The sequence below is a fragment of the Micromonospora sp. NPDC003776 genome, from assembly GCF_053605645.1.
The window spans coordinates 5,022-26,259 of record NZ_JBSGJR010000032.1 but is presented as its reverse complement, the minus strand read 5'-3'; the positions used below and the strand labels follow the sequence as shown (position 1 = coordinate 26,259).

The 21,238-nt window shown below is 66.4% G+C and carries 14 protein-coding genes and 1 pseudogene; 6 read left to right on the top strand and 9 right to left on the bottom strand.

The features are described from left to right. Positions 1-1,235: 1,235 nt before the first annotated feature. Positions 1,236-2,675 (bottom strand): Fic family protein, encoded by a 1,440-nt coding sequence (locus ACWEVO_RS05375; RefSeq protein ID WP_452306340.1) that lies wholly within the window; start codon positions 2,673-2,675, stop codon positions 1,236-1,238. Between the two features lie 649 nt (positions 2,676-3,324). On the opposite strand from ACWEVO_RS05375, the gene ACWEVO_RS05370 reads away from it, so the two are divergent. Further along, positions 3,325-4,107, top strand: a complete 783-nt coding sequence (locus ACWEVO_RS05370) for a transposase family protein (RefSeq protein ID WP_452306339.1) — start codon at positions 3,325-3,327, stop codon at positions 4,105-4,107. A gap of 289 nt (positions 4,108-4,396) precedes the next feature. Beyond that, complete coding sequence (locus ACWEVO_RS05365; protein WP_452306338.1) at positions 4,397-5,458, top strand: IS110 family transposase; 1,062 nt, start codon at positions 4,397-4,399, stop codon at positions 5,456-5,458. A gap of 169 nt (positions 5,459-5,627) precedes the next feature. On the opposite strand, the gene ACWEVO_RS05360 is transcribed toward ACWEVO_RS05365, so the two are convergent. From ACWEVO_RS05360 to ACWEVO_RS05350, 3 genes are read right to left on the bottom strand one after another with little or no spacing between them, the layout of a single operon-like run. After that, entirely contained in the window at positions 5,628-6,470 is an 843-nt protein-coding gene (locus ACWEVO_RS05360; protein ID WP_452306337.1) for a TRM11 family SAM-dependent methyltransferase, read from the bottom strand. Then, a complete protein-coding gene (locus ACWEVO_RS05355; protein WP_452306336.1) occupies positions 6,463-6,756 on the bottom strand; it encodes a hypothetical protein in 294 nt (97 codons plus the stop codon). The genes ACWEVO_RS05360 and ACWEVO_RS05355 overlap by 8 nt, the downstream gene beginning before the upstream one ends. A 30-nt stretch (positions 6,757-6,786) precedes the next feature. Next, positions 6,787-6,924: a hypothetical protein gene (locus tag ACWEVO_RS05350; RefSeq protein WP_452306335.1), complete on the bottom strand. Its 138-nt coding sequence runs from the start codon at positions 6,922-6,924 to the stop codon at positions 6,787-6,789. A 394-nt stretch (positions 6,925-7,318) separates the two neighbouring features. Here ACWEVO_RS05350 and ACWEVO_RS05345 point away from each other — a divergent pair, with 394 nt between their 5' ends. From ACWEVO_RS05345 to ACWEVO_RS05335, 3 genes are all read left to right on the top strand, one after another. After that, positions 7,319-7,885, top strand: coding sequence for a hypothetical protein (locus ACWEVO_RS05345; RefSeq protein WP_452306334.1), 567 nt, complete (start codon positions 7,319-7,321; stop codon positions 7,883-7,885). Then, entirely contained in the window at positions 7,831-8,094 is a 264-nt protein-coding gene (locus ACWEVO_RS05340) for a hypothetical protein (RefSeq protein WP_452306333.1), read from the top strand. The genes ACWEVO_RS05345 and ACWEVO_RS05340 overlap by 55 nt, the downstream gene beginning before the upstream one ends. Before the next feature lie 320 nt (positions 8,095-8,414). After that, on the top strand, positions 8,415-11,954 hold the full coding sequence (locus ACWEVO_RS05335; RefSeq protein WP_452306332.1) for a hypothetical protein: 3,540 nt from the start codon (positions 8,415-8,417) through the stop codon (positions 11,952-11,954). A gap of 139 nt (positions 11,955-12,093) precedes the next feature. Here the strand turns inward: ACWEVO_RS05335 and ACWEVO_RS05330 are convergent. The 5 genes and pseudogenes from ACWEVO_RS05330 to ACWEVO_RS05310 form a co-directional block, all read right to left on the bottom strand. Further along, a pseudogene (locus ACWEVO_RS05330) lies at positions 12,094-13,517 on the bottom strand (IS3 family transposase). 98 nt (positions 13,518-13,615) lie between these two features. Further along, positions 13,616-13,978 carry a hypothetical protein gene (locus ACWEVO_RS05325; RefSeq protein ID WP_452306331.1) on the bottom strand — a complete coding sequence of 121 codons (363 nt, stop codon included), beginning with the start codon at positions 13,976-13,978 and terminating at the stop codon, positions 13,616-13,618. Positions 13,979-14,859: 881 nt separating this feature from the next. Then, positions 14,860-16,179, bottom strand: a complete 1,320-nt coding sequence (locus ACWEVO_RS05320) for an IS701 family transposase (protein ID WP_452306330.1) — start codon at positions 16,177-16,179, stop codon at positions 14,860-14,862. Between the two features lie 83 nt (positions 16,180-16,262). After that, a complete protein-coding gene (locus ACWEVO_RS05315) occupies positions 16,263-19,664 on the bottom strand; it encodes a hypothetical protein (RefSeq protein WP_452306329.1) in 3,402 nt (1,133 codons plus the stop codon). A 131-nt stretch (positions 19,665-19,795) separates the two neighbouring features. Continuing rightward, positions 19,796-20,272 (bottom strand): chromosome partitioning protein, encoded by a 477-nt coding sequence (locus tag ACWEVO_RS05310; protein ID WP_452306328.1) that lies wholly within the window; start codon positions 20,270-20,272, stop codon positions 19,796-19,798. 780 nt (positions 20,273-21,052) lie between these two features. Here ACWEVO_RS05310 and ACWEVO_RS05305 point away from each other — a divergent pair. Then, positions 21,053-21,238: hypothetical protein (locus ACWEVO_RS05305; protein ID WP_452306327.1), on the top strand; the 186-nt coding region annotated here is incomplete at its 3' end.

Genomic DNA, 21,238 nt, shown 5'->3' with positions numbered 1-21,238 from the left:
CCGTACGCCGACGCCGTCACCAAGCACGAGCCACGACCAGCCACTACGCCCGGCAAGCCCTCACCGAGCCGTGATCACAATCCCCGGCTGGAGTACTAGAAGCAACCCTGGACGTGAGCCAGCCGACCGTTTCGTTTAGTGTTTCGATGAGGATTGCTCCCGCGACGCCCGTCACTATCCCAGCTACGAACAAAGTTCGAGTCTGCGTTCGCGCCTGGGCTAGATCGTTGAAAGTTGCCTTTATCGAAAGCGAGATCTGTTCGAGCCACCGATCGGATGTGAAATGAAAGGCAAGGTACCTGTCGCCGCAGCGTTGCCACTCCAACAGCTCTCCCTGTCCTGACGCGTCCGGCAGCGCGTCCTCGACGACCTCGTTTGCGCGACGGGTGTAAGTAGCTCCGACACAGGATTTGTCAGAAGCGAGGACCTGGCGTTTGCGCGCCACTCCGGCCCTGGCGTCTTGGAGTGTGATTAGACCCTCGTGAACGGCGACGAGGGCGGTCTCAGGCAGTCTGAGTGTGCTCTCAGGTGCACTTTCCGTCCAAACTCCGCTTTCCCCAAAGGAACACTTGAACGAAGCTATGGTTCCTTTCTGCCCACCAACGCTACGTGGCCACATGCGGTCCAACGGCAGCTTGAGTACCCGCATGTTGTCGTATCGACGAAAGTCGAAATGAGCCAATCCAGAAATGCGGTCAGCGGGAACTTCCGTAACCTGGGGACCATCGCCAGGGAACATTACGTCAAATTCTCCGCCGACTCGCGGGCAGTCGACTCTGACGCGATCGGTGTGAGCGCCCCCGAGCATCAGGTAGTAGGTAGAGACGATCGGCGAATTGGGGGACAGATCAAAGTCGAGACGGAGGTCCAGAAAGGGTTCAGAGGGGTACTTTTCGCTTAATCGTGTTTGGTCAACGTGCCACACCATGCTCACGTCCAGCGGTACCGAAGGCTCGGGAATTACAAGAGCCACCTTGTCAACGTTGGGGGTGGACTCAGGCGTGGAGAGGATGAAGGGCGTCCAGTAGGACCAGGTTGCCAACAAGACTGCCACCAACGCAGCCGAATACAACAGCAGCCGAACAACAGTCGGACGGTGGGACGGCACCTCGCTCGCACGCCCATGTGAAGAGTTAGCTCTTTCATCGGCCACAGCTAAAGCATAGGGCCCGACCGCAACATTCGATGGCCCACGTCAATCACCTACACCGAGGGCCACAGTGGAATCGTCAGGTCTATGTTTCTTGCTCTCCGACGGCCGGTGGGTCACTGCGTACCTCGGCGGGTTGAAGCGGTATGCGCCCTGACCGGTAGGCATCTAGGATTCTGTCTGAGATGAAACGAGCCGCGTCAGCGGTATTCATGACACGCGGTCGTCCGTCCACTAGGGCGAAGATGCGTGGATCCATGTCTACCACGAGCATCACCTCTGAAATGTCCCCGACCTCTGCAGGCGTCGCCTTACGATAGGGGCGGAATCGGTGGTTGTGGTTGCGCACGGAAAAGTAAAGCGATGGGAACCGTTCGTCGAATTCAACCCAACGGCGCATCTCGAAGCTCGGAAAGCCGAACCACAGCAGCAGTTCTGCGCCCTCGGAATTGCGCAGCAGAAGATGCCAGGTGTTACCCGTACTGTCGAGCCTCCGGATAAATGCGAATTCTTCGGGCCCGAGTTCACCAGCCTTGGTGGCCTCGATGCCTGCAAGTTGCAGCTCAATGACGAGTCGAAGGGACAGCTCGTCCATCTGAATCTTCCAGCGGCGGTATAGACCTTGGGATCGGCCACGAATCTCGGCATTGAACATCTGCCGAATGAACGAGGGGCGTTCAATCTGCTTCACGTAACGATTTACCGTCTTGAGAAACAGGCTGGAGAGAGGCAAGATGTCTCCCGCCACGTCGCTGTGCGCGAGGCAGTCGAGATAGTTCCCGCGCTCAGACTGGCTCTTGACGATCGCAGGTGGCAGCTCTGCCCGAGTAAGTATTAGATTGGCGAGGATTCGCGCGAGCCTTCCATTCCCGTCCTCAAACGGGTGGATATGGGTCAGCCAAGCATGCGCGCACGCGGCACGTACAGTGGCTGGCAGCTCATCATCAGTGCGTGCAAGCCATTCGACCAGGTCGTGCATCGCCGCAGGAGTATCTATTGGCAGTAATGGTTCGTGGGCCGCCTGTGAAATCGTAATGTGGAAGCGCTTGTACTGCCCAGCATACGATTCTCCAGCGGCAATTAGCTCGTGAAGTGAACGGAGATCCGATTCTGTTATGGGCCTTGAATTGAGGTCGCCGGCTAGGTGTTGCGCCAATACGCGGGCACCTTCGATGCCGAGCACCGACTTCAGATCTGCATCAGCGACGATGCTGTTGATGAGCATGTGGTGATCGAAGTTCGTCACTAGCCGCTCAGACGCCGGGTCGTTAAGAATTTCGTGCGTTTTCGCCATCGAAGGACCTAGGCCTTCGATGGCATTGCTCTCGTATACTTCACGCGAGCGTTGGTAGCTAGAAACCTCGCGCAGTAGGCCGGCCCGCATTAGCTTTTCCCGAACCGCATGAAGGCGCAAGCGCGCGGTCCGTTCTGCCTCCACAAGATCGCCGACTTGGTCGGCCGTCTCGGAACCATCTGCAATACAGTATGGCGATCCATCAAGACCGCGCAAGGTCAGTTCAGTCATGGTGGCCTTCCCTCTGTATTACGAGATAGACATTGCGCGCCGGCCGACTTGCATCACACGCTGCGAGAGTACCGCCTGTTGCGTCGTGGAAGGCGGCCAGCTTCGGTGAGCTCGTCCCTCGCCCGTCTAGCGCCTTCCTGCAGCCGCCTGGTGGCTTTACCATCCACCTGTGATGCGTCTCCCGCAACGTGTCCCTCGCCTGTACGAGCTGGGGTGGCGGGATTGGAGGGGACGCGGCAGTGAGGCTCGTCAGCGTTGAACGGACGAACGACGGCGTGGCTCTGGATCCCAGGGCATACCTCCAGCAGTTGCCGTCGCTTGCTGACTCGTTGCCGGAGGGGGCACGCAGGTTCGCTACGGACCCTGACCATTACGACTTTCTCGGCCGGCGGTGCGTCAAGGACCTGAAGCCCGCCCGACTGACATCCGGCGAGACGGGCGGAAGCCGCTGGCTTGAGCTGCACCTGCGGCATAACTGTTGGAAGCATGAGGAAGACCTGACGGTCCGATACAGCGGGGTGCATTGAGCCTTTTCCAAGCTGATCTTGCAGCTCAGGGCGGGTGCGGCAGGCCCGGTGATCGATGGGTGCGAGGCTCCAGGTAGGACAGCTGTCGACCAAGACTCGAAGCCCCGACCGGGAGCCTCGCCATGCTGTCCTACCCCGCTACGATTCCGTTGTCCAGCCGCACCCTGAACCACCTCGCCGAACGCATGCGCGGCCACCGTAAGCAGCGCCGATCCCGGTGGCGGCGCCTCAACCCCGGCCGGCAGGCGCTGCTGGTTCTGGCCCATCTGCGTAACGGTGACACCTACACCCGACTCGCGGCCGGCTTCGAGATCGGCGTCGCCACCGCCTGGCGGTACGTGCAGGAAGCGATAGCCCTGCTCGCGACGGCCGCCGACGACCTGGCCACCGCCATGGAACGGATCCGCCGGCTGGCGTACGCGATCCTGGACGGCACCCTGATTCCGATCGACCGGGTCGCCGACCAGCGGCCGTACTACTGCGGGAAACACAAGCACCACGGCGTGAACGTGCAGGTCATCGCGGATGCCGCTGGCCGGCTCGTCTGGGCTTCGCCAGCGCTGCCCGGTTCGGTCCATGACCTGACCGCAGCCCGGACCCACGGCATCATCGAGGCGCTGACCACCGCGGACATGATGACCTTCGCCGATAAGGGCTACCAAGGAGCCCGCGGCAGCGTGCGCACTCCGTTCAAGCGGCGCCGCTTCCGGCCGAAGCTGTCACGCCGGCAGAAGGCCGTGAACCGCGCCCACGCGAAAATCCGCGCCCGCGGCGAACGCGCGATCGCCACCCCCAAGACCTGGAAAATCCTGAACAAGCTGCGCTGCTGCCCACGGCGAGCGACCCCGATCGTGCAGGCCATCCTCGTTCTGCACCACGTCGAAGCCAACCGCTACGCAGGATGAAAATGGCTGTGAAGGTAGGTGTTGGCTGGCCTGGGGCTGGCTGGCAGGGTCAGCGTCATGATCGCGGCTGGGTGTGGCTCATGAAAATGGTGGCCCCACGAGGTGCTCTCAGTGAGATCTGCCCATCCGGTCCGTGGTCGGGCGCCGGCCCTGTCCCTCTCGGTGGCTTGATCAGAAGCTTGCCCGGTCCGTTGCAGCGGATCGTGGCTCATCACAGTCCTGCCGCGAGAGCACACATCTCCCGGGCCGACGCCGTCACGACGTCTCCCCGGGAAGGCAGTACGCCGCAATGGCCATCGTCGCAGACCAGTACGACTTCGTCATCGGCGTGGACACCCACGCCGCCTCCCACACGCTCGCCCTGATCACCGCTGGCACCGGCGCAGTCGGGCAGCAGGCTCAGTTCCCGAACAGCCCGTCAGGGCTGCGCCGTGCCGTCGACTGGATCCAACGCCACACCCACCAGGCGCCGACGCTGATCGTCATCGACGGCGCCGGTTCCTACGGCGCCACCTTCACCGAGCAGCTCTCTGCAGCCGGCTTGACCGTCGCCGAGGCCCCCGACGTTGCGGCCACCACCCGGCGTCGCCGTGGCAAGAGCGACGTCGTGGACGCCGTCGCGATGGCTCAAGCAGCTCGCAGCCTCGACATCAACGAACTGTGCTGGCCACGGGCCGGCGGCGATCGCACAGCCCTGCGCGTCCTGACAGCGGCCCGCGAACAGATGAGCGGCGAACGCACCCGCGCGGTCAACGCGCTGACCGCGCTGCTGCGCACCGTCGACCTCGGCATCGACGCCCGCCGCGCCCTGACCACCACGACGATCACCGCCGTCGCGGCCTGGCGCACCCGCAGCGACAACGCCACCCTGGCCGTCTGCCGCGCCGAGGCGATCCGGTTGGCGCGTCGCATCCGTGCTCTCGACGCAGAACTCGCCGCCAACCACACCGCGCTGCACGAAGCTGTCACCGCCCAAGCGCCACAACTGCTCGCCCTGCCAGGTGTCGGCGCCGTCGTCGCCGCCACCGTTCTGCTGGCCTGGTCCCACCCTGGCCGCGTCCGCTCCAAAGCCGCGTTCGCTGCCCTGGCCGGCGCGTCACCACTACCAGCCTCATCAGGCAACACCACCCGCTACCGGCTCAACCGCGGCGGCGACCGACGCCTCAACCGAGCGCTCTACACCGTCGCGCTGGTCCGCATGGGCCACGACCCTCGCACCCGCGACTACGTGACCCGCCGCACCCGCGAAGGACGCACCAAACGCGAGATCATGCGCAGCCTCAAGCGCTACATCAGCCGGCAACTCTTCCGGACCCTGAACGCCGCCCACTCAGCCACCAGCACAACTTGACAGCTATAGAAGCATCTCATTGTCTGACGCTTGAGCCAGCTGACCGTGACCGGGACGTGGCCCAGCTCCAGGACGTGATGCTGGACGAAGTGGGGGCCTGCTCCGGCGGCTTGCTCCCGACCGCCCGTGCGTCCTGTCAGGTTGAGGAATTCTGAACCTGACAGGGGGCTCAGCAGCGACGCAGGACCAGCACGTCCTCATGTGCCACCAGGTGCACGGGGATGCCTTCGTCCCTGGCGCGTCGGACGGCCAGGAGCCCGAACATGTTGGCCCGATGCACGATCTGCCCGTCGCGGACGGCGGCGAGCATCGCCGCGCACCGCTCCACCGGAACCAGCCCCACCGACCGGGCGACAGCGAGCAGTTCGCCGGGCAGGTCGATCAGGTCGTCCCGCTGGCGGCGTACCGGTCGGCAGGTGATCACCACGGTCCCGCCGGGACGCAGCAGCCAATAGCTGGCGGCGAGGATCGCGGCGAACCCGTCGAGCAAGCGGGACCATCCCGCATACGCGAGGTTGCCTCGCTCCCGGTCCCCATAGTGGTGGTCCCGCTTGCGTACCCCGGCACTCGTCACTTGTACGAGGCCGTGAGTCCCGCGTCCGTACGGCGGCGAGGTGAGCACGAGTCCCACCCTGCCGACCGCGGACGCCGGCACCAGATCGAGCAGACCGGTCGCATCGCCGGTGAGCACCTGCGCCATGCCGGCCGCGCCCGGCGACGAGGCGAAGGCGACGTTGGCCTCAGCCAGCGCGGTGAACCGGGGCTCGATGTCGATCCCGATCCCCTGCCGGCCAAGGTGCAGGGCCTCCACCAGCGTGGTGCCGGACCCGCACATCGGGTCGAACACCAGATCGCTCGGCGCGGTGTACGAGCTGATCGCGTGCGCGGCCAGCTGAGGCAGCATCTTTCCCGGATGGCTGGAGGTCTGCGGGACGTATCGGCCTCGCCGCTGGTCACGGGCGGGCTGCTGGCAGGTCAACCAGACCGAGGTGACCGGCATGGACTCAGCCATCGGCGCCCCCGGTCTCCGGCGCGCTGTGAGTCAGGATTAGCACGTCGGTGTGGATGTCCAGCTGCGCCTGCTGGCCACGCCGAGGAGGCCGGTCGGCCGCCACGGTGTGCTGCAGGTACGCCAGTCCGGCTCGCTTGGCGGCGATGACGACGTCGACCGGCAGAACGACGTCGCCGTGCGGCAGTAGCACCGCCACACAGCCGCCTGACGTGAGGCTGGCGCGGCAGCGGACGAAGAACTCGACCGGCGAGGTGGCCTCGGCGAGCGGCCATCCGGTGACGATCATCGTCGCTGCCTCCCGGCCCCAGCCGACCTGTCAGAGTGCTCGCAGGTGGCTGCGGCGGCGGGCAGCAATGACCGCGCGGGCCAGCTGCGGCCCCTCGGCCAGGTCGATGATCAGATCGGACGGGTGGGTGAGGTTGTGGACCAGCCGCACGCCCATCGCGTTGGACATGGTCTCACCCCTGTTCGGGGCGGGGACCGGCCACACGGTGATCGGCACGGGCGGGTCGCCGGGCACCACGTCCCCCACGGGGACCGGCGCACGGCGCGGGTTTCTATCGGTCATAGGCACGGTGGCCCCCGGACCGGCGGGGCGTACTGACGATCCCCAGTGCGCCGCTGACAGGCCGCTCGAACCCATCCCCGACCTGACAGAACCCGTCACCCGGGACGCCTGACAGCCGCTTGTCCAGGCGCGCGGACCGTCCTGGCGGCGGCGAACCTGACAGGACCGAACACAACCTGTCCCGATCTGACAACCGCCTCTGGTGTCAGGTTGGGCTGTCCCAATCGGTTCTCGGAGCCTTCGCACAGGGCGGAGCGCTCCGCGTCGAGGGGACATCACCATGGCAACGACCACCCGCACGAGGACGACCGACACGGCGCTGACCACCGCCGAGAAGGCGTTCGACCTGCTGACCTGCGAACCCGCGCCGCTGGTATTCGACGCACGCCCAGTGCCAGGCCTACCGGACACCACGATGCCGCTAGACGAACTGCGCAAACTGCTGGTGTACGAGCGCTACGACAGCACCACAACCGACGAGCTGTGGCGGCAACTGGCCCACCATGCCCGCGAGTGGGAACCGGCCTGGGTTGTCGGCGCGATCGGCGTGGCGCTGCCCGCGCTGACACACCTCGCCGCGAAGATCAGCCGTGGCTACGCCCGGCACGCCGACGACGTCGACTCCGAAGTCCTCGCCGGGTTCCTCCAGGCACTCCGCACGGTGGACCTCGCCCCACCCCGGCTGTGGCTGCGGCTGTGCTGGGCGGCCTGGCGCACCGGCGCCGCGGTCATCAAGGCGACGACAGCGAGGAGCTGCCGCCCGACCTGTCCAGCGGCTCACGCTCACCACGGATGCCCTACGGGCACCCGGACCTGCTGCTCGGCAGGGCAGCCGCCGCCGGACTGATCACGATCGAAGCCGCCGAGCTGATTAGCGCGACCCGGTTCGGCGACGCCCTGATCGAGCATCTGGCCGCCGAGCAGGGCGTGACCGCGTCGGTCCTGCGGATGCGGCACCGCCGCGCCGAGCGTGTCGTGGCCGCCGCCGTCACGCGAGGCGACCTGTCGGACCCAATCCGCTCGTCCGATCGCCGCGAAGCCGCCACGGCGGCCTGACAACAACCGCCCTGTCGGCATGCAGGTTGGCGTGCGCAGCTAGGTGACGCCCAAGGAGCCACTTGTCGATGCGATCGACGCAGCTGCTCCGGGCTGCTCTCGTTCCTCCCGGCGGCCACCTCAACCGGCATGCTCGGCCCATGTACAACCGATCGGAACGCACCGAGTGCGGCCTCCGTCCGAACGCCCGAGCTGTCGCTCAATCTTCAGCCTCTTCCGGTGGGACCTGCACAACGAGTGAAACAGAGCGGTCCGGTCGGCATTCACTGACCGCGGTCGTGCTGGAGTAGGTACTCACCTGTCGGCTATGTTAGGGCACAATGGACCTGATGCCCGGCCGCCCCGACAGCGCGACCGCCTGGCTGGATGCTGGTGATGTGCGGGGCCTGCAGGTCGGCTCACACAATACGCAACACAATCAGTTCGGATACGAACCGCCGGTAGTGCGGTCGGCGTACCTGGAGCAGGTGCGCCGGATCGTGCCGCCCGAACTCAAGGACCGCGACGCCGAGTTGGCCGAGCTGGCCGCCTTCTGCGCCGGTGATCCTGAATACGCGTACGCGTGGTGGCGCGCGCCGGCGTGGGCCGGCAAGTCCGCTCTGATGTCGTGGTTCGCACTGCATCCGCCGCCCGGGGTCAGGATCATCTCGTTTTTCGTCACGGGCCGTCACCATCGGCAGAACGATCGAAAGGCGTTCGTCGACAACGTTCTAGAGCAACTTGCAGAGTTACTTGAGCGCCGCAGCCTGCCAGCCGGCCTCACCGACTCGACGCAGGATGCACACCTGGCAGGCATGCTTGCCGAGGCTGCGGCAGCGTCCAGGCGAGCGGGCGAGCGACTGGTCCTACTGGTGGATGGGCTTGACGAAGACCGCGGCGTGACGGCCGGGCCGGAGTCCTACAGCATCGCGGCAACCCTTCCTTGCCACCCACCTGCCGGGCTGAGCATCGTCGTGTCGCGCCGGCTCGACCCGCCCTTGCCGCCGGACGTGCCGCCCGATCATCCGTTGCGCGGCCGCTGCCGATTGTGGGAGCTCAAGCAGTCGGCGCATGCCAAGGTCGTCCGGGCCGACGCCGAGCGGGAGTTGAAAAGGATCCTCCACGCTGGTGGCGTCGAGCAGGACATTCTCAGCCTCGTCACCGCTGCTCGCGGCAGCCTCTCGATACGTGACCTAGCCGAGCTAACCAACGAACACGAATGGCTGGTCGAGGACTACCTGTCCAGCTATACCGGGCGTACCTTCGCCCGCGCCGACGCCGCCTACATCCTCGCCCACGAGGAATTGCAGTCGACCGCGATGAGGCTACTCGGTCCGTCCCACCTGCGAACCCACCGACAGCGCTTACACGACTGGGCGGACCGTTACCGCGACCGTGGCTGGCCGCTGGAGACGCCTGACTACATTCTCCGCGGCTACTTCCGCATGTTGTCGGAGGAGGGAGACACCGCGCGGCTGGTCCGGTACGCCACGGACGCCGAGCGGCACGACCGCATGCTCGACCACACCGGCGGCGACGCCGACGCACTGGAAGAAGTCACGCTGGCGCAGGAGGCGCTCCTCGCGAAGGCCGACCCCGATCTACCATCAATGTGCAAGCTGGCCCTGCGGCGCGAGGATCTCGAAGGGCGCAACAGGAGCGTCCCGCTGGCGCTGCCGAGGTTGTGGGCCGCAGTGGGCAATATCGCGCGAGCCGAGGCGTTGGTCCGCTCGATCCCTAAGGACGGAAGCCGCCGCGACGTGGCGTTGATCCTGCTGGCACCCGAGGTAGCCGAGGCCGGCCATCACTCTCGGGCCGAGCTGCTTACAGGCCTGATCCCAGCCAACGTGTTCGTGGACACGGACCAGCCGAGTAAGACGATCTGCGAGGTCGTACGCAAGATTGCCAGGAGCGGCGACCACGGACGGGCAACTGCATTGGCGGAGGGCATCGACGCTCCGTACTGGCAATCCCGGGCACATTGTGAGATCGCTGTTGCCCTTGCGCTCAAGGACGGGAGTCTGGCAGAGGCGGAAGCGTACGCCCTGGGCATCCCGATGCCGTATTGGCGGGCGCAGGCATTAGCCGTCTTAGCGAGCAAAGCCGCCAACCGTGAACAGAATGACCTTGCGGAACGCCTCGCTCGCAGTTCAGAAAGCAACGCGAGCACTCTGCCCGATGGCAGCGACAGGGCCCTCGTATACGCCTTCCTCGCGAAGGAATTCGAGTCTTGGGGGGGTGTGCGGGCCAGGCCAATGGCCGCCCTCGCTACGACCGAGGCAGCTGCATCAGCCGATCAATTCCGTCAAGTTGAAATTCTAACTAAGATCATTCCATGTCTCGTCAAGGTCCTTGATCGAGTGGAACTGGCGAACCTCGCCCGCTTGGCCGAGTCGACACTCAGGACGGCCCAAGACGAGAACCGGTTCCCAGCCGACCATCGGGCCCACCGGCTGCTCGGTGCCACGGCGTTGGCCTGGTACGCCGCAGGTGACCTCGACCACGCTGCAGAGATCGCAAGATCCATAGTCAATAGGTTCGACCGGGAGAGCGCCTTGCTCGGCGTTGTCGGAGCCGCCGCGGCTGCGGGGGACCTTAGTCATGCCCGGGCACTCGCCGACTCCCTCCCCGATCCCGACTTAAAAGATCGAGCAATCGGCAGAATTGTCGCAAACTTGGCGGACGAGAGCGGTGAAGAGCATCTCGCTGACCTGGTGAATTCCATCCGGAAGCGCTCAGAGCGCGGCGCCGCGTTGACCGATTGGGGCTATCGCGCGGCCAAACATGGCGACCTTAACGCCGCGATCGATCTTGCAGATCGGGCCGATGCAATCAGCCGATCCACCGGTGATCCAGTTGCAATATCCCGGCTGCTGACACCGCTGGTATCCGCGCTCGTCGCAGCCGGTGAGACCAAGCGCGCACAGGCGGCTGCTCGGCGGGCCGCTGCGGCGTACCGTTCCACCCCCGAGCAGCTCCGGAGTGGCTCGGCCCTTGCCACCCTCGTCCAAGCCGCCGCCCAAGCAGGTGACTACGAGACCGCCGCCGACGCTGCTCAGTTGATCGAGGAACCGAGCAAGCGCGCAATGGCACAAGCCCAACTGGCGTCGTCGATCGCCCAGCAAGGCGGACGCGGCATGGCGATGAGCCTGCTGGAAGCCGCAGAGGCTGCCGCCATGGCGATCCCTCGCCAGTATCAACGGCTCGAGACGCTGAGAATGATCCTGACCGTCCTCTGGAGCATCGGGGAAGACGAACATGCAGATGCCTTGGCATGTCGCATGACCGAGCGCGAAGTCAGCGAACCACCCCGATCAGCCGAGCCACCAGTGCGACCCAGCTTTCCGCGTGACGGCGAGAGCCCGTCCTCACTCGCAGCGAAGAAACGTGATCAAGCCCTGGCCGAGGCGGTCGAGGTAGTGGCGGCGGCAGGGGACTTTGCCCGCGCAGACACGCTCGGTGACTTGATCGCAGACGAGCGCTTGCGCGCTGAGGCGCGGACCAGCGTGGTGCTGGCACTGGCCCGCGCTGGTCAGCATGACCACGCTTACGTGCGGGCGCGGTCGGCCAGCGACTCCCGCAATCGTGATCAGGGCCTCCGCCAGCTTGCCCAGGTCCTCGCCGAGCAGGGCGCCCTCGAAGTGGCCGAAGACGTCGCCCGCACCATCGAGAACGATTTCATTCGCAGCCAGGGGCTGATCGCTCTGGCGCGCCTGGTCGAGCCGGCCCGGGCCCAGCGTCTCCTGCTTGTCCCCGTACGAGATGGAAGGTTGCCAGATATCGTGGACCTGGTCGCTGACGTCTGCCCTCAAGCTGTCGATACAATCGCCGACCATCTGCTCATCGAGCAAGATCGCGAGCAGTCCCCCAGGATCTTGTAGGGTGCCGCAACGAGCCGTCGTGTTCCGATCCCAGGGCATCTAGACTATGACCGGGCTCTTGCTGGGTCAGGCGATTGGCATAGTGGCTTTGACCGCGCTGCACTCCGGAACCTGTCAAGATCAATGAGACAAGATCGTTTTAGTTCTTCTGTTTTTCGGTTGGTTGCAGTGCGGGCCGGTTGATCCAGACCGCAGTGGGCAGCCTGGGCGGTTGGGGAGGCCGCCGGAATCGTTGTGGGTGGCGGGCGTGGGCGTCGGCGAGGACCTCGGCACGCATGGCTTGGATCTCGCCGACGGTGCCGTGGTGGACCGAGGCGGGGGTGTGTAGCCCGATACCGCTGTGGCGGTGTTCGTGGTTGTAGTAGCTGAAGAACCGGTCGCAGAATGCGCGGGCGTCGTCGATCGAGCCGAACCGGTCGGGAAAGGCCGGGCAGTACTTCAACGTCTTGAACGCGGCCTCGCTGTAGGGGTTGTCGTTGCTGACCTTCGGCCGGCTGTGGCTGCGCACGACGCCGAGATCGGCCAGCAGCAGCGCGACCGGCTTGGATGTCATCGAGGTGCCTCGGTCGGCGTGGATCACCCGTGGCGCCGCCCCGGCCGCGGCGATCGTGGCCTGGATGAACGTCTTGGCCAGCTCGCCGGTCTCGCTCGCCGCGACCAGGTGCCCGGGCACGTAGCGGGAGTAGATGTCGATGATGACGTACAGGTCGTAGTAGACGCCCGGGACTGGCCCGTGCAGCTTGGTGATGTCCCAACTCCAGACCTGTCCCGGCGCGGTGGCCACCAGCTCCGGCCTGGTGCGCGCCGGATGGGTGGCCTGCCGGCGCCGTTCACGCACTCCGCCGGCCTCGCGCAGGATCCGGTACATCGTCGACTCGCTGCACAGGTAGCTGCCCTCGTCCAGCAGCGTCGCCCACACCTGGGCCACCGACTTGTCCACGAACGATTCATGGTTCAACGTCGCCAACACCGTGGCGCGTTCGGCCGCCGACAGCTTGTTCGGCGGTGCCGGCCGAGGCAGCCGCAGCCCGGCCGGTCGTGGCCGCTGCCGCCGGTAGTGGGTGGCACGCGACTTACCCAGCAACGCGCAGGCCCGCTTGGTCGAGGTCAGTTCGGCCAGATCGACGAACGCAGCGTCGATCACCTGCTCGACCGCGGATCGGCATCCGCGCTCTCGGAGATCAGCCCCAAGAGCGCGTGTGCTTTTCCCACGACATCCAGCGCAGCCCGGGTCTTGGCCAACTCGGTGCGCAGCCGCTCGTTCTCCGCCCGCAGCCGCTCGGCTTCCCGATCGGCGTCGCTACGTGCCGGCTTACGCGGCTTGTCCGCCACCCCCGCCAAAGCTCCCGCGTCACGGGCCCGGCGCCATTCAATGATGTGCGAGGAATACAGCCCCTCCCGGCGCAGCAACGCGCCCTTGGCACCCGGCTCGCTCGCCGCGTCGTACTCGGCGACCATCGCCAGCTTGTACTCAGCGGTGAACGTGCGGCGCTTCGGCTGGTTCGACCTCGGACCCATCAATCCATCATCGGTCACGTCAACCCCGAGGTCAGCAACTGTCATCGTCAACGGAGATCGTCCTGCATCTCGCCCTACTCAGATCACGGAGTAGATCAGGTGTCTCACGTCAGCCTGACAGAGAGGGCTCCGAGCCGCGGCGCTCAGAAGTTGTTAGTTTGCACGTTGTGGTCTCCGACCTGCACTCCCTTAGCGCGCGATACGTCTACCTGGTACTTCCCCGCCACTTGAGGATCAGCCAAGGAAAGCAGCCGGTGCGCCAGAGCCAGGATCTCCTCATCGCTGTCGGCACCGGAGGCGGTCAGTTCCTCCCCGATGTTGGTCGCCCACACCTCAGGCTCAATCTCATCAGCCTCTAACGCCTGCCTCGCCTGTCCGCGCAGCCATGGGCGAAGGGCACCCTTGAGACTGGTGTATGCATCCTTCACAGCCGCTGCTGCAGTATCCGTGAACCCGGCCGCCGCCCCAGCGCCCAGCGCCGTAGCGATCAACTCGACACTCGACATGCGTCGATCCTCTCGGGCGATGACACCAACATAGCTCCGCCGTACCCATGTCCCGGCGGCTGGTCTGAACCCGAATCTACCCTCCGAACTAGAAAGTCACATGGCGCGGTTGGCGCTAACTCAGGGTCACCGCCCTGACCGTCCAATCCACCGAACATTCAATAGGCAGTGGTGCTAGGAAGCCCACCTGAGCGGATTGCACTCCGAGCCGTGTCAGCCCCGGAGCGGCCTCCTTCGACTCCCGCCACGTCCCACGTCCGTCGGCCGCGTGTTCCCTGACCGGTCTTGTCAGGGCGTGACAGCTCGGCGGCGAGTTCGATCGGCCTGACAGCCGAGTTCTGGGCGGTGCATGTCATCCACGGCATGCCCGCCCGGTGGGGACCACTCCTTCCGGTGAGGCCACTGGTCCGGCATGGCTGGCGCGGCGTACTGGCACCACGATCCCTTCGCATCACGCAAGGGAGGAGCGCCCCCACCGGCGCCTCGCCATTTGGCCAGCCCGCCGTGCAGATGCGCCCGTGCCTGCGTGAGTGCGCCGGCCGCCAGCGCCGACCTCCACATTCAGCAAACTCGCTGAACTGATAACTGTCGACCTGCGCGGGTACGACGGCCAGAGCCTATCCCCGCCCGCCCGCAGACATCCGTTCGAGAGCTACCACGGCGCAGTTGATGAACGTACAGCCGGACGTTGGATACCGCGGAGGCTGCGCCGGAGGCGCCCACAACGCCTCCACAGCCGGTCGACGGGGACGAGTTGTCCGGGCTGGCGCAGCTGGACGGCGAGCAGGAGCGGGCTGCTCGGGTCCGCCCAGCGTAGGCAGCTGATTGTCGGAGGCGACCTGTACGTCACCCAGGACTAGTACGGCAGCCGCCGTTCGGGATTATGGCTGAAGTTCGAGCTTGAGTCGTCGTGTGTAGTGGGCTCGTCGGGCTCGGGCTTGGTGGCGCCGTCGCCACTGTGACCAGCGCAGACGGTGGGCGAGTTCGTGGATTGGCCGGATGATGAAGGCGTTGATCAGACGACGGACTTCGTTGACGGTCAGCTTGATCAGTCCCTTCTGCAGCGGTTCGTCTGCGGCGTCTGCGGCGCAGATCGCCAGGACGGCGAGGGCGGCCAGGGCCAGGGTGGTGAACCGGTGCCAGGAGTCCCAGCGGCGGACCTGGTGCTGGTCGAGGCCGACCTGACTCTTGGCGGCTTGGAAGGCTTCCTCGACGGTCCAGCGGATCCCGGCGACCCGGACCAGCTGGGCGAGGGTGGCCGGCTGCGGGGTCCAGCAGCGGAAGAAGGCCAACTCCCCGGTGGCGGCGTTGCGCCTGATCAACAGGCTGTGCCGGCCACCATCGTCGGGGTCAGCGTCGGTGGTGACCTGATCGAGCCAGGCCCAGTCGTAGTAGCGGGGCCCTTTCGATCCGGCCCCGGCTGAGCGGCGCTGCCACGCCGAGGCGGGCAGCTCGGCGGCGACCCGGTCGGCGCGAACCCGGGTCTTGCCGCCATCGAGGGGCACCAGATGGCTGCGGGACACGGCCAGGACATAGCCCAGCTGGTGTTGACGCAGGTGGGCGCGGAAGATGCTGCTGTTGCCGTAGGCCTCGTCCGCGGCGGCCCACGCCGCCGGCACGCCGGCGTCGACGGCTGCGGTGATCATGTCGGCGGCCAACTCGGTCTTCGTGGCGAACTCGACCTCGTCCGGGACACCGGCGCCCTGGCAGCGCTCCCGGTCCTCGGTCCACGACACCGGCAGGTAGACCCTGCGGTCGATCAGCGTGTGCCCGTGCCCGCTGGCATAGCCGAGGAACACCCCGACCTGCGCGTTTTCGATCCTGCCGGCGGTGCCGGTGTACTGGCGTTGCACCCCGACCGAATGCACGCCCTTCTTCAGATCCCCCGTCTCGTCGACGACCAGCACCGCGTCCGGGTCACCGAACCGGTCAACGATCAGCGTCCGCAGGTCATCGCGGACAGCATCGGCGTCCCACACCGCCCGATACAACAGCCGCTGCATCGCATCCGGGCGGGCATGTCCAGCCTGCTCCGCCAACTGCCAACACGTCTTGACCTCGATATCGGCCAACAGGCCGGACACGAACGCCGCCGCCGTCCGACGCGGCTCAACCCGCCCGAACCGGCCCGCGAACGCATCGAGCACCCCGGCCAGAACCCGCTGCCACCCGGCAGGGTTTACGCTGTGGCACGCGGCCACCGCCAGATCTGAAGTTATGTCCGCAACGTACAGACGATCACGCGGTGGCCGCCTCGCGTCCACCCCGCTCTACCAGCGGCATCTCAAACGGCGGCTGCCGTACTAGGTGCGCTGACGCTGGAATGGTTGATGCCTATGCACACTTCTGCCGGTATTTGAAGGACGATTTCGGGCATTAGTTTCGCCAAGACCGGTAGGGGGACCAGCCAGGAGCCAAGTGCGAACGCCTCCCCCAGCCAGCGATGGCCCAGTGGCAGGCCGATAGCCTCCGCGGCCTGGGTCAGCGCATTTGCCTGCAAGTAGGGGTCGGTGATGCTGCGGGTAAGCCGCTCGGCGCGGTCGTGCTCACCAATGATGGCGGCCGCGCGAATGACCTCGGTCAGCGCTTGCGCCTGCCGGTACGGGTCGGTGATGTCGCGAGCGATCTGCTCGGCGCGGTCGTACTCGCCAGCGGCGGCAACCGCCGGCGCGACCTGCACCAGCGCACGCGCCCGCCAATACGGGTCGGTGATGTCGCGGGCGATCTGCTCGGCGGTACTCGCCAGATTCCTCGCCCACTCGTGCTCGCCGGTGGCGGCAACCGCCGGCGCGACCTCCGCCAGCGCACGCGCCCGCCAATACGGGTCGGTGATGTCGCGGGCGATCTGCTCGGCGCGGTCGTACTCGCCGGTGGCGGCAACCGCCCGCGCGACCCCCGTCAGCGCCTGCGCCTGCCGGTCCGCGTCGGTGATGTCGCGAGCGATCTGCTCGGCGCGGTCGTACTCGCCGGCGGCGGCAGCCGCAAATGCGACCTCCGTCAGCGCCTGCGCCTGCGGGGACGGTTCGGTGATGTCGCGGGCGATCTGCTCGGCGTTGCTCGTCAGATTCTTCGCCCGGTCCTGCTCGCCTGCGGCGGCAACCGCCCGCGCGACCCCCGCCAGAGCCTGCGCCTGCCAGTACGGATCTGTGATCCCGCAAGCGATCTGCTCGGCGCGGTCGTACTCGCCGGCTGCGGCAACCGCCTGCGCGACCTCGGTTAACGCGCGTGCGTGCCGGACCGGGTCGGTGATACTGCGGGCGATGTGCTCGGCGGTGCTCGCCATATTCTTCGCCCGGTCGTGCTCGCCGGCGGCGGCAACTGCCCTACCAACCCTGGTCAAGGCCTGCGCCTGCCGGGACGGGTCAGTGATGCCCCGGGCGATCTGCTCGGCACGGTCGTACTCGCCGGCGGCGGCAACCGCAAATGCGACCTCCGTCAGCGCCTGCGCCCGCTCGACCGGTTCGGTGATGTCGCGGGCGATCTGCTCGGCGGTGCTCGCCAGATTCTTCGCCCGGTCGTGCTCGCCTGCGGCGGCAACGGCCCGCGCGACCACAGCCAGCGCCTGCACCTGCCAGCACGGATCTGTAATCCCGCAAGCGATCTGCTCGGCACGGTCGTGCTCGCCGGAGGCGGCAACCGCCCGAATGACCTCGACCAGCGCCAACGCCTGTGGGTGCCGGACCAGGTGGGTGATACTGCCGGCGATCTGCTCGGCACGGCCGTGCTCGCCGGCGGCGGCAACCGCCCGCGCAACGTCGATCAGCGCCCACGCCTGCTGGTCGGGATCCGTGATGCTGGCGGCGATCTGCTCGGCACGGGCGTGCTCGCCGGCGGCGGCAACCGCCCGAATGACCGCGGTCAGCGCCGGCGCCCGCTGGTCCGGGTCCATGCCGCGGGCGATCTGCTCGGCGCGGTCGTGCTCGCCGCAGGCGGCAACCGCCCGAATGACCTCGACCAGCGCCAACGCCTGCGAGGACCGATCAAGGATGCTGCGGGCCACCTGCTCGGCGGTGCTCGTCAGATTCTTCGCTCGGTCGTGCTCGCCGGCGGCGGCAACCGCCCGCGCAACCTCGACCAGCGCCCACGTTTGCCACGACCGTTCAGGGATGCTGCGGGCCACCTGCTCGGCGGTGCTCGCCAGATTCTTCGCCCGGTCGTGCTCGCCGGCGGCGGCAACCGCCCGCGCGACCACAGCCAGCGCCTCCACCTGCCGGCGCGGATCCGTGATGCTGCGGGCGATCTGCTCGGCACGGTCGAAATCGCCAGCGGCGGCAACCGCCCACGCAACCTCGGTCAGCGATCTCGCCCGCTGGTCCGGGTCAGTGATGCTGCGGGCGATCTGCTCGGCCCGGATTGGTTGGCCAAGTGTGGCCCACAGGGCGGGCAAGCCGATGGGGATGTTGTCGTTGCGGGATTCGAGGTCCTGGCGCCGGATCGACAGGCGAGCCAGTGCAAGCAAGTCAGGCTCAGGGCTAGTCAGGAGAAGATCCTGGCACGTCTTGATCTCGGCAAGCGAGGTGGCATCACCGCCGCTGAGGTTGAGCATCCGGTCATGGCGGATCGAATCGGTGGCCAAGACCAAGAGCCGGCCGGTGTCGCCTGCGGAGCGCAGCATACGGCTGTAACCAGACAGAAGATATTCGGGAGTGTCCTCCGGCCACTGTCGGCGGCGATATCCCTCGGCCCATCTGTGCAGCCGATTCCGGTATGCCTTTAGGGCGTCAGGGCCGAGGTAGCGGCAGGCGGCGTTGTGCAGTTCTTCATGGCCGAGCAGGTACACCTCCACGCCGCTGTCTGGGGCCCAGCGGCTAACCCGGCGCGTGAAGGTGCGTCCGGTGACGGTGTGCAGCACGTCTTCGATGTGCACGAGGCCGTCACCGGTCAGCTCGTGCAGATCGCGGCCGGACAAGCCGCCGCGGGCGGCGGTGAGCAGACCGAGCAGATTTTGTTCGGCCTGGGTGCCTCTGAGTAGCCGTTTGAGTTCTGATTGGCTGTGGCGCTGCAGGTCACGTGCGTACTGCGAGGCTGCCAGCAGGCGAACGATTCCGGGGTCCCGCAGTGGATGCAAGCTTGGGACGTCGTCGGGGATCGGCGGGTTGGGTCGCCCCGCGACGATGATGCGCATCCCGGCCGGAGGGTCGGCCGGCAGCAAGCCGGCGATGCTGTGGGCATATGGGCCAAGGGTTTCACTGCGATCTTCGTCCAAGCCGTCGATGAGCAGCACCAACCGCCCCCCAGCGGCCCGGCACCGGGCCGCTGTTTGCCCCAGCAGGTCCAATAGATAGGCCTCACGCGTCGCTTCGGCGAGGGAGGGGGGAAGGCCCTCCCCAGTCAACGAGCACAGTTGCTCCAGCAACACCGTTGTAAACGCTTCCCTGCTGTCCTGGGCAGCCAGACGGGCAGTGATAAAAAACGAAACAATCCAGACCCGGCCGTGTAGCTGCTGCGGGGGGTGCAGCACGAACGTGGACATTAGTGCGGACTTGCCCGCCCACGGCCCGGCCCGCCACCACACGTACGAGCCACGGTGATCATCCAGACAGAAGGCGGCCAGCTCGGCAAGCTCCTTCTCCCGATCCAACAGTCGCGGCGGGGCGATCCGCTTGACCTGCTCCAGGTACGCCGACCGGACCGTCGCTGCCGGGGCCTGCGTGATGGTGACGTACTGGGCGTAGCCGATGCCCACTCCGCCATGCTCGCCCTGACCGCGCGACTGCGGTTGTTGCCCGGCAGCATCTGACCGTGTCCATCCGGGCACGGCCAACCCAATGTCGCCGCCACGACTGCCGGGTCCGGTGTGCGGCAGGACCGGCCCGGCTACGAAGGGTCCTGCCGCTGGCCACCGAGCCCCTTGTCGAGGGTCACATGGCTTGCCTGACCGATCGCGACTCCGCTATCCCGCGCATGCACATGCGCGTCCCCGGTGAACACCGTTGATTGGGCACCGGCGATTACCTGCACACCAGCGGCCTGTTCGACCGCACGTAGCCTGGTCACCAGTTCGGTGACCGCTTCGCCGAACACGTGATCCTTGCGGGCTGCGGCGGTTACCGCCAGTTCCACCTGCTGACGGGTCAGCTCGCTAACCTCACCGTCTTCGGCGGCGGCCTCCTCATCCAGGTCTTCTAGCGCCGGATGGCCCCTCAACTTGCCCGCCACTACCTCATGCAGCTTGTCCAACCCGGCGTCCATCGCCGCATCGACCTCGGCGTCTAATTTGCTAGCTGCGCGGCGCGCTTTACGCACCGCCCAGGCGACCAGATACCCGACCACCACCCCGGCCTCGATCACCACGGACCCGACCTCCCGATACAGCGCACCTAACCGGCGGCCTTCTGCCTCCGGTCGGACCGACTCCGATGCCTGTCGTGTCCCACATTCTCGTTGCACAGATGAGCAAAACAGAAGATCCGATATCGGACAGAGCGGCGGGGCGAAACGGCTAAATCCTCGGCCTGGCGTGCCAACCTGGTGCCCGCTGAAAATCCGTCCCGAAAGCTACAGGGGTTCGAATCCTCTACCCGCCACCAGGTGCGAGAACGGCCCTTGACCAGCAGAGATGCGGTCAGGGGCCGATCTTGTTTAGTCCGCTGAGTCCAGCCGTTGCCTGCCGTCGCTCATGGTGCGCGGGCGTATCGGGGGAAAGACTGGGGCGTCTGGCCAGAGGAGCGTCGGTGCCCTGGGGCCGCGCCGGTTCGTGCATTTCCGCTGGAAGTAAGAGGCCAGCTCCCCGACCTCCCGCGCTGCCCCTGGCATGGGTCCTGACTTGCCGAAATGCCTTCCATTGGTTTCCGGCATCTTCCGCCTCTACTCGCGCTCGGTTGTGCCGGATCCGTGCCGTGTGATCATGGCGGGCCGTACAGCGTCCCGCTGCCCCCGCGCCTCACTGGACGCCAAGCTCTGTCGGCCGCCGTCACGCCGACGATCCTTGGCTCCTTCGTGACGGCGCCTGATGACTCCCCGGCGCCAAGCATTTGACAGATCTACGACAGCCTGGCTACAGAGAGTGGCCTATTGTCGATGAGGCTGAATGTCCCCGGAATCGGGCCGCTCCCAGAGCACGAGGAGGGAACCATGACGTGGATGGGTTGGGAGAGCCTGGGCGGTGTGCTGACCTCCGAGCCGGCGGTCGCTTCCTGGGCCTCTGGCCGCCTCGATGTCTTCGTCCGAGGCACTGACAACGCTCTGTACCACAAGTGGTACGACAACGGCTGGTCCGACTGGGAGAGTCTCGGCGGTGTGCTGACCTCAGCACCTGCG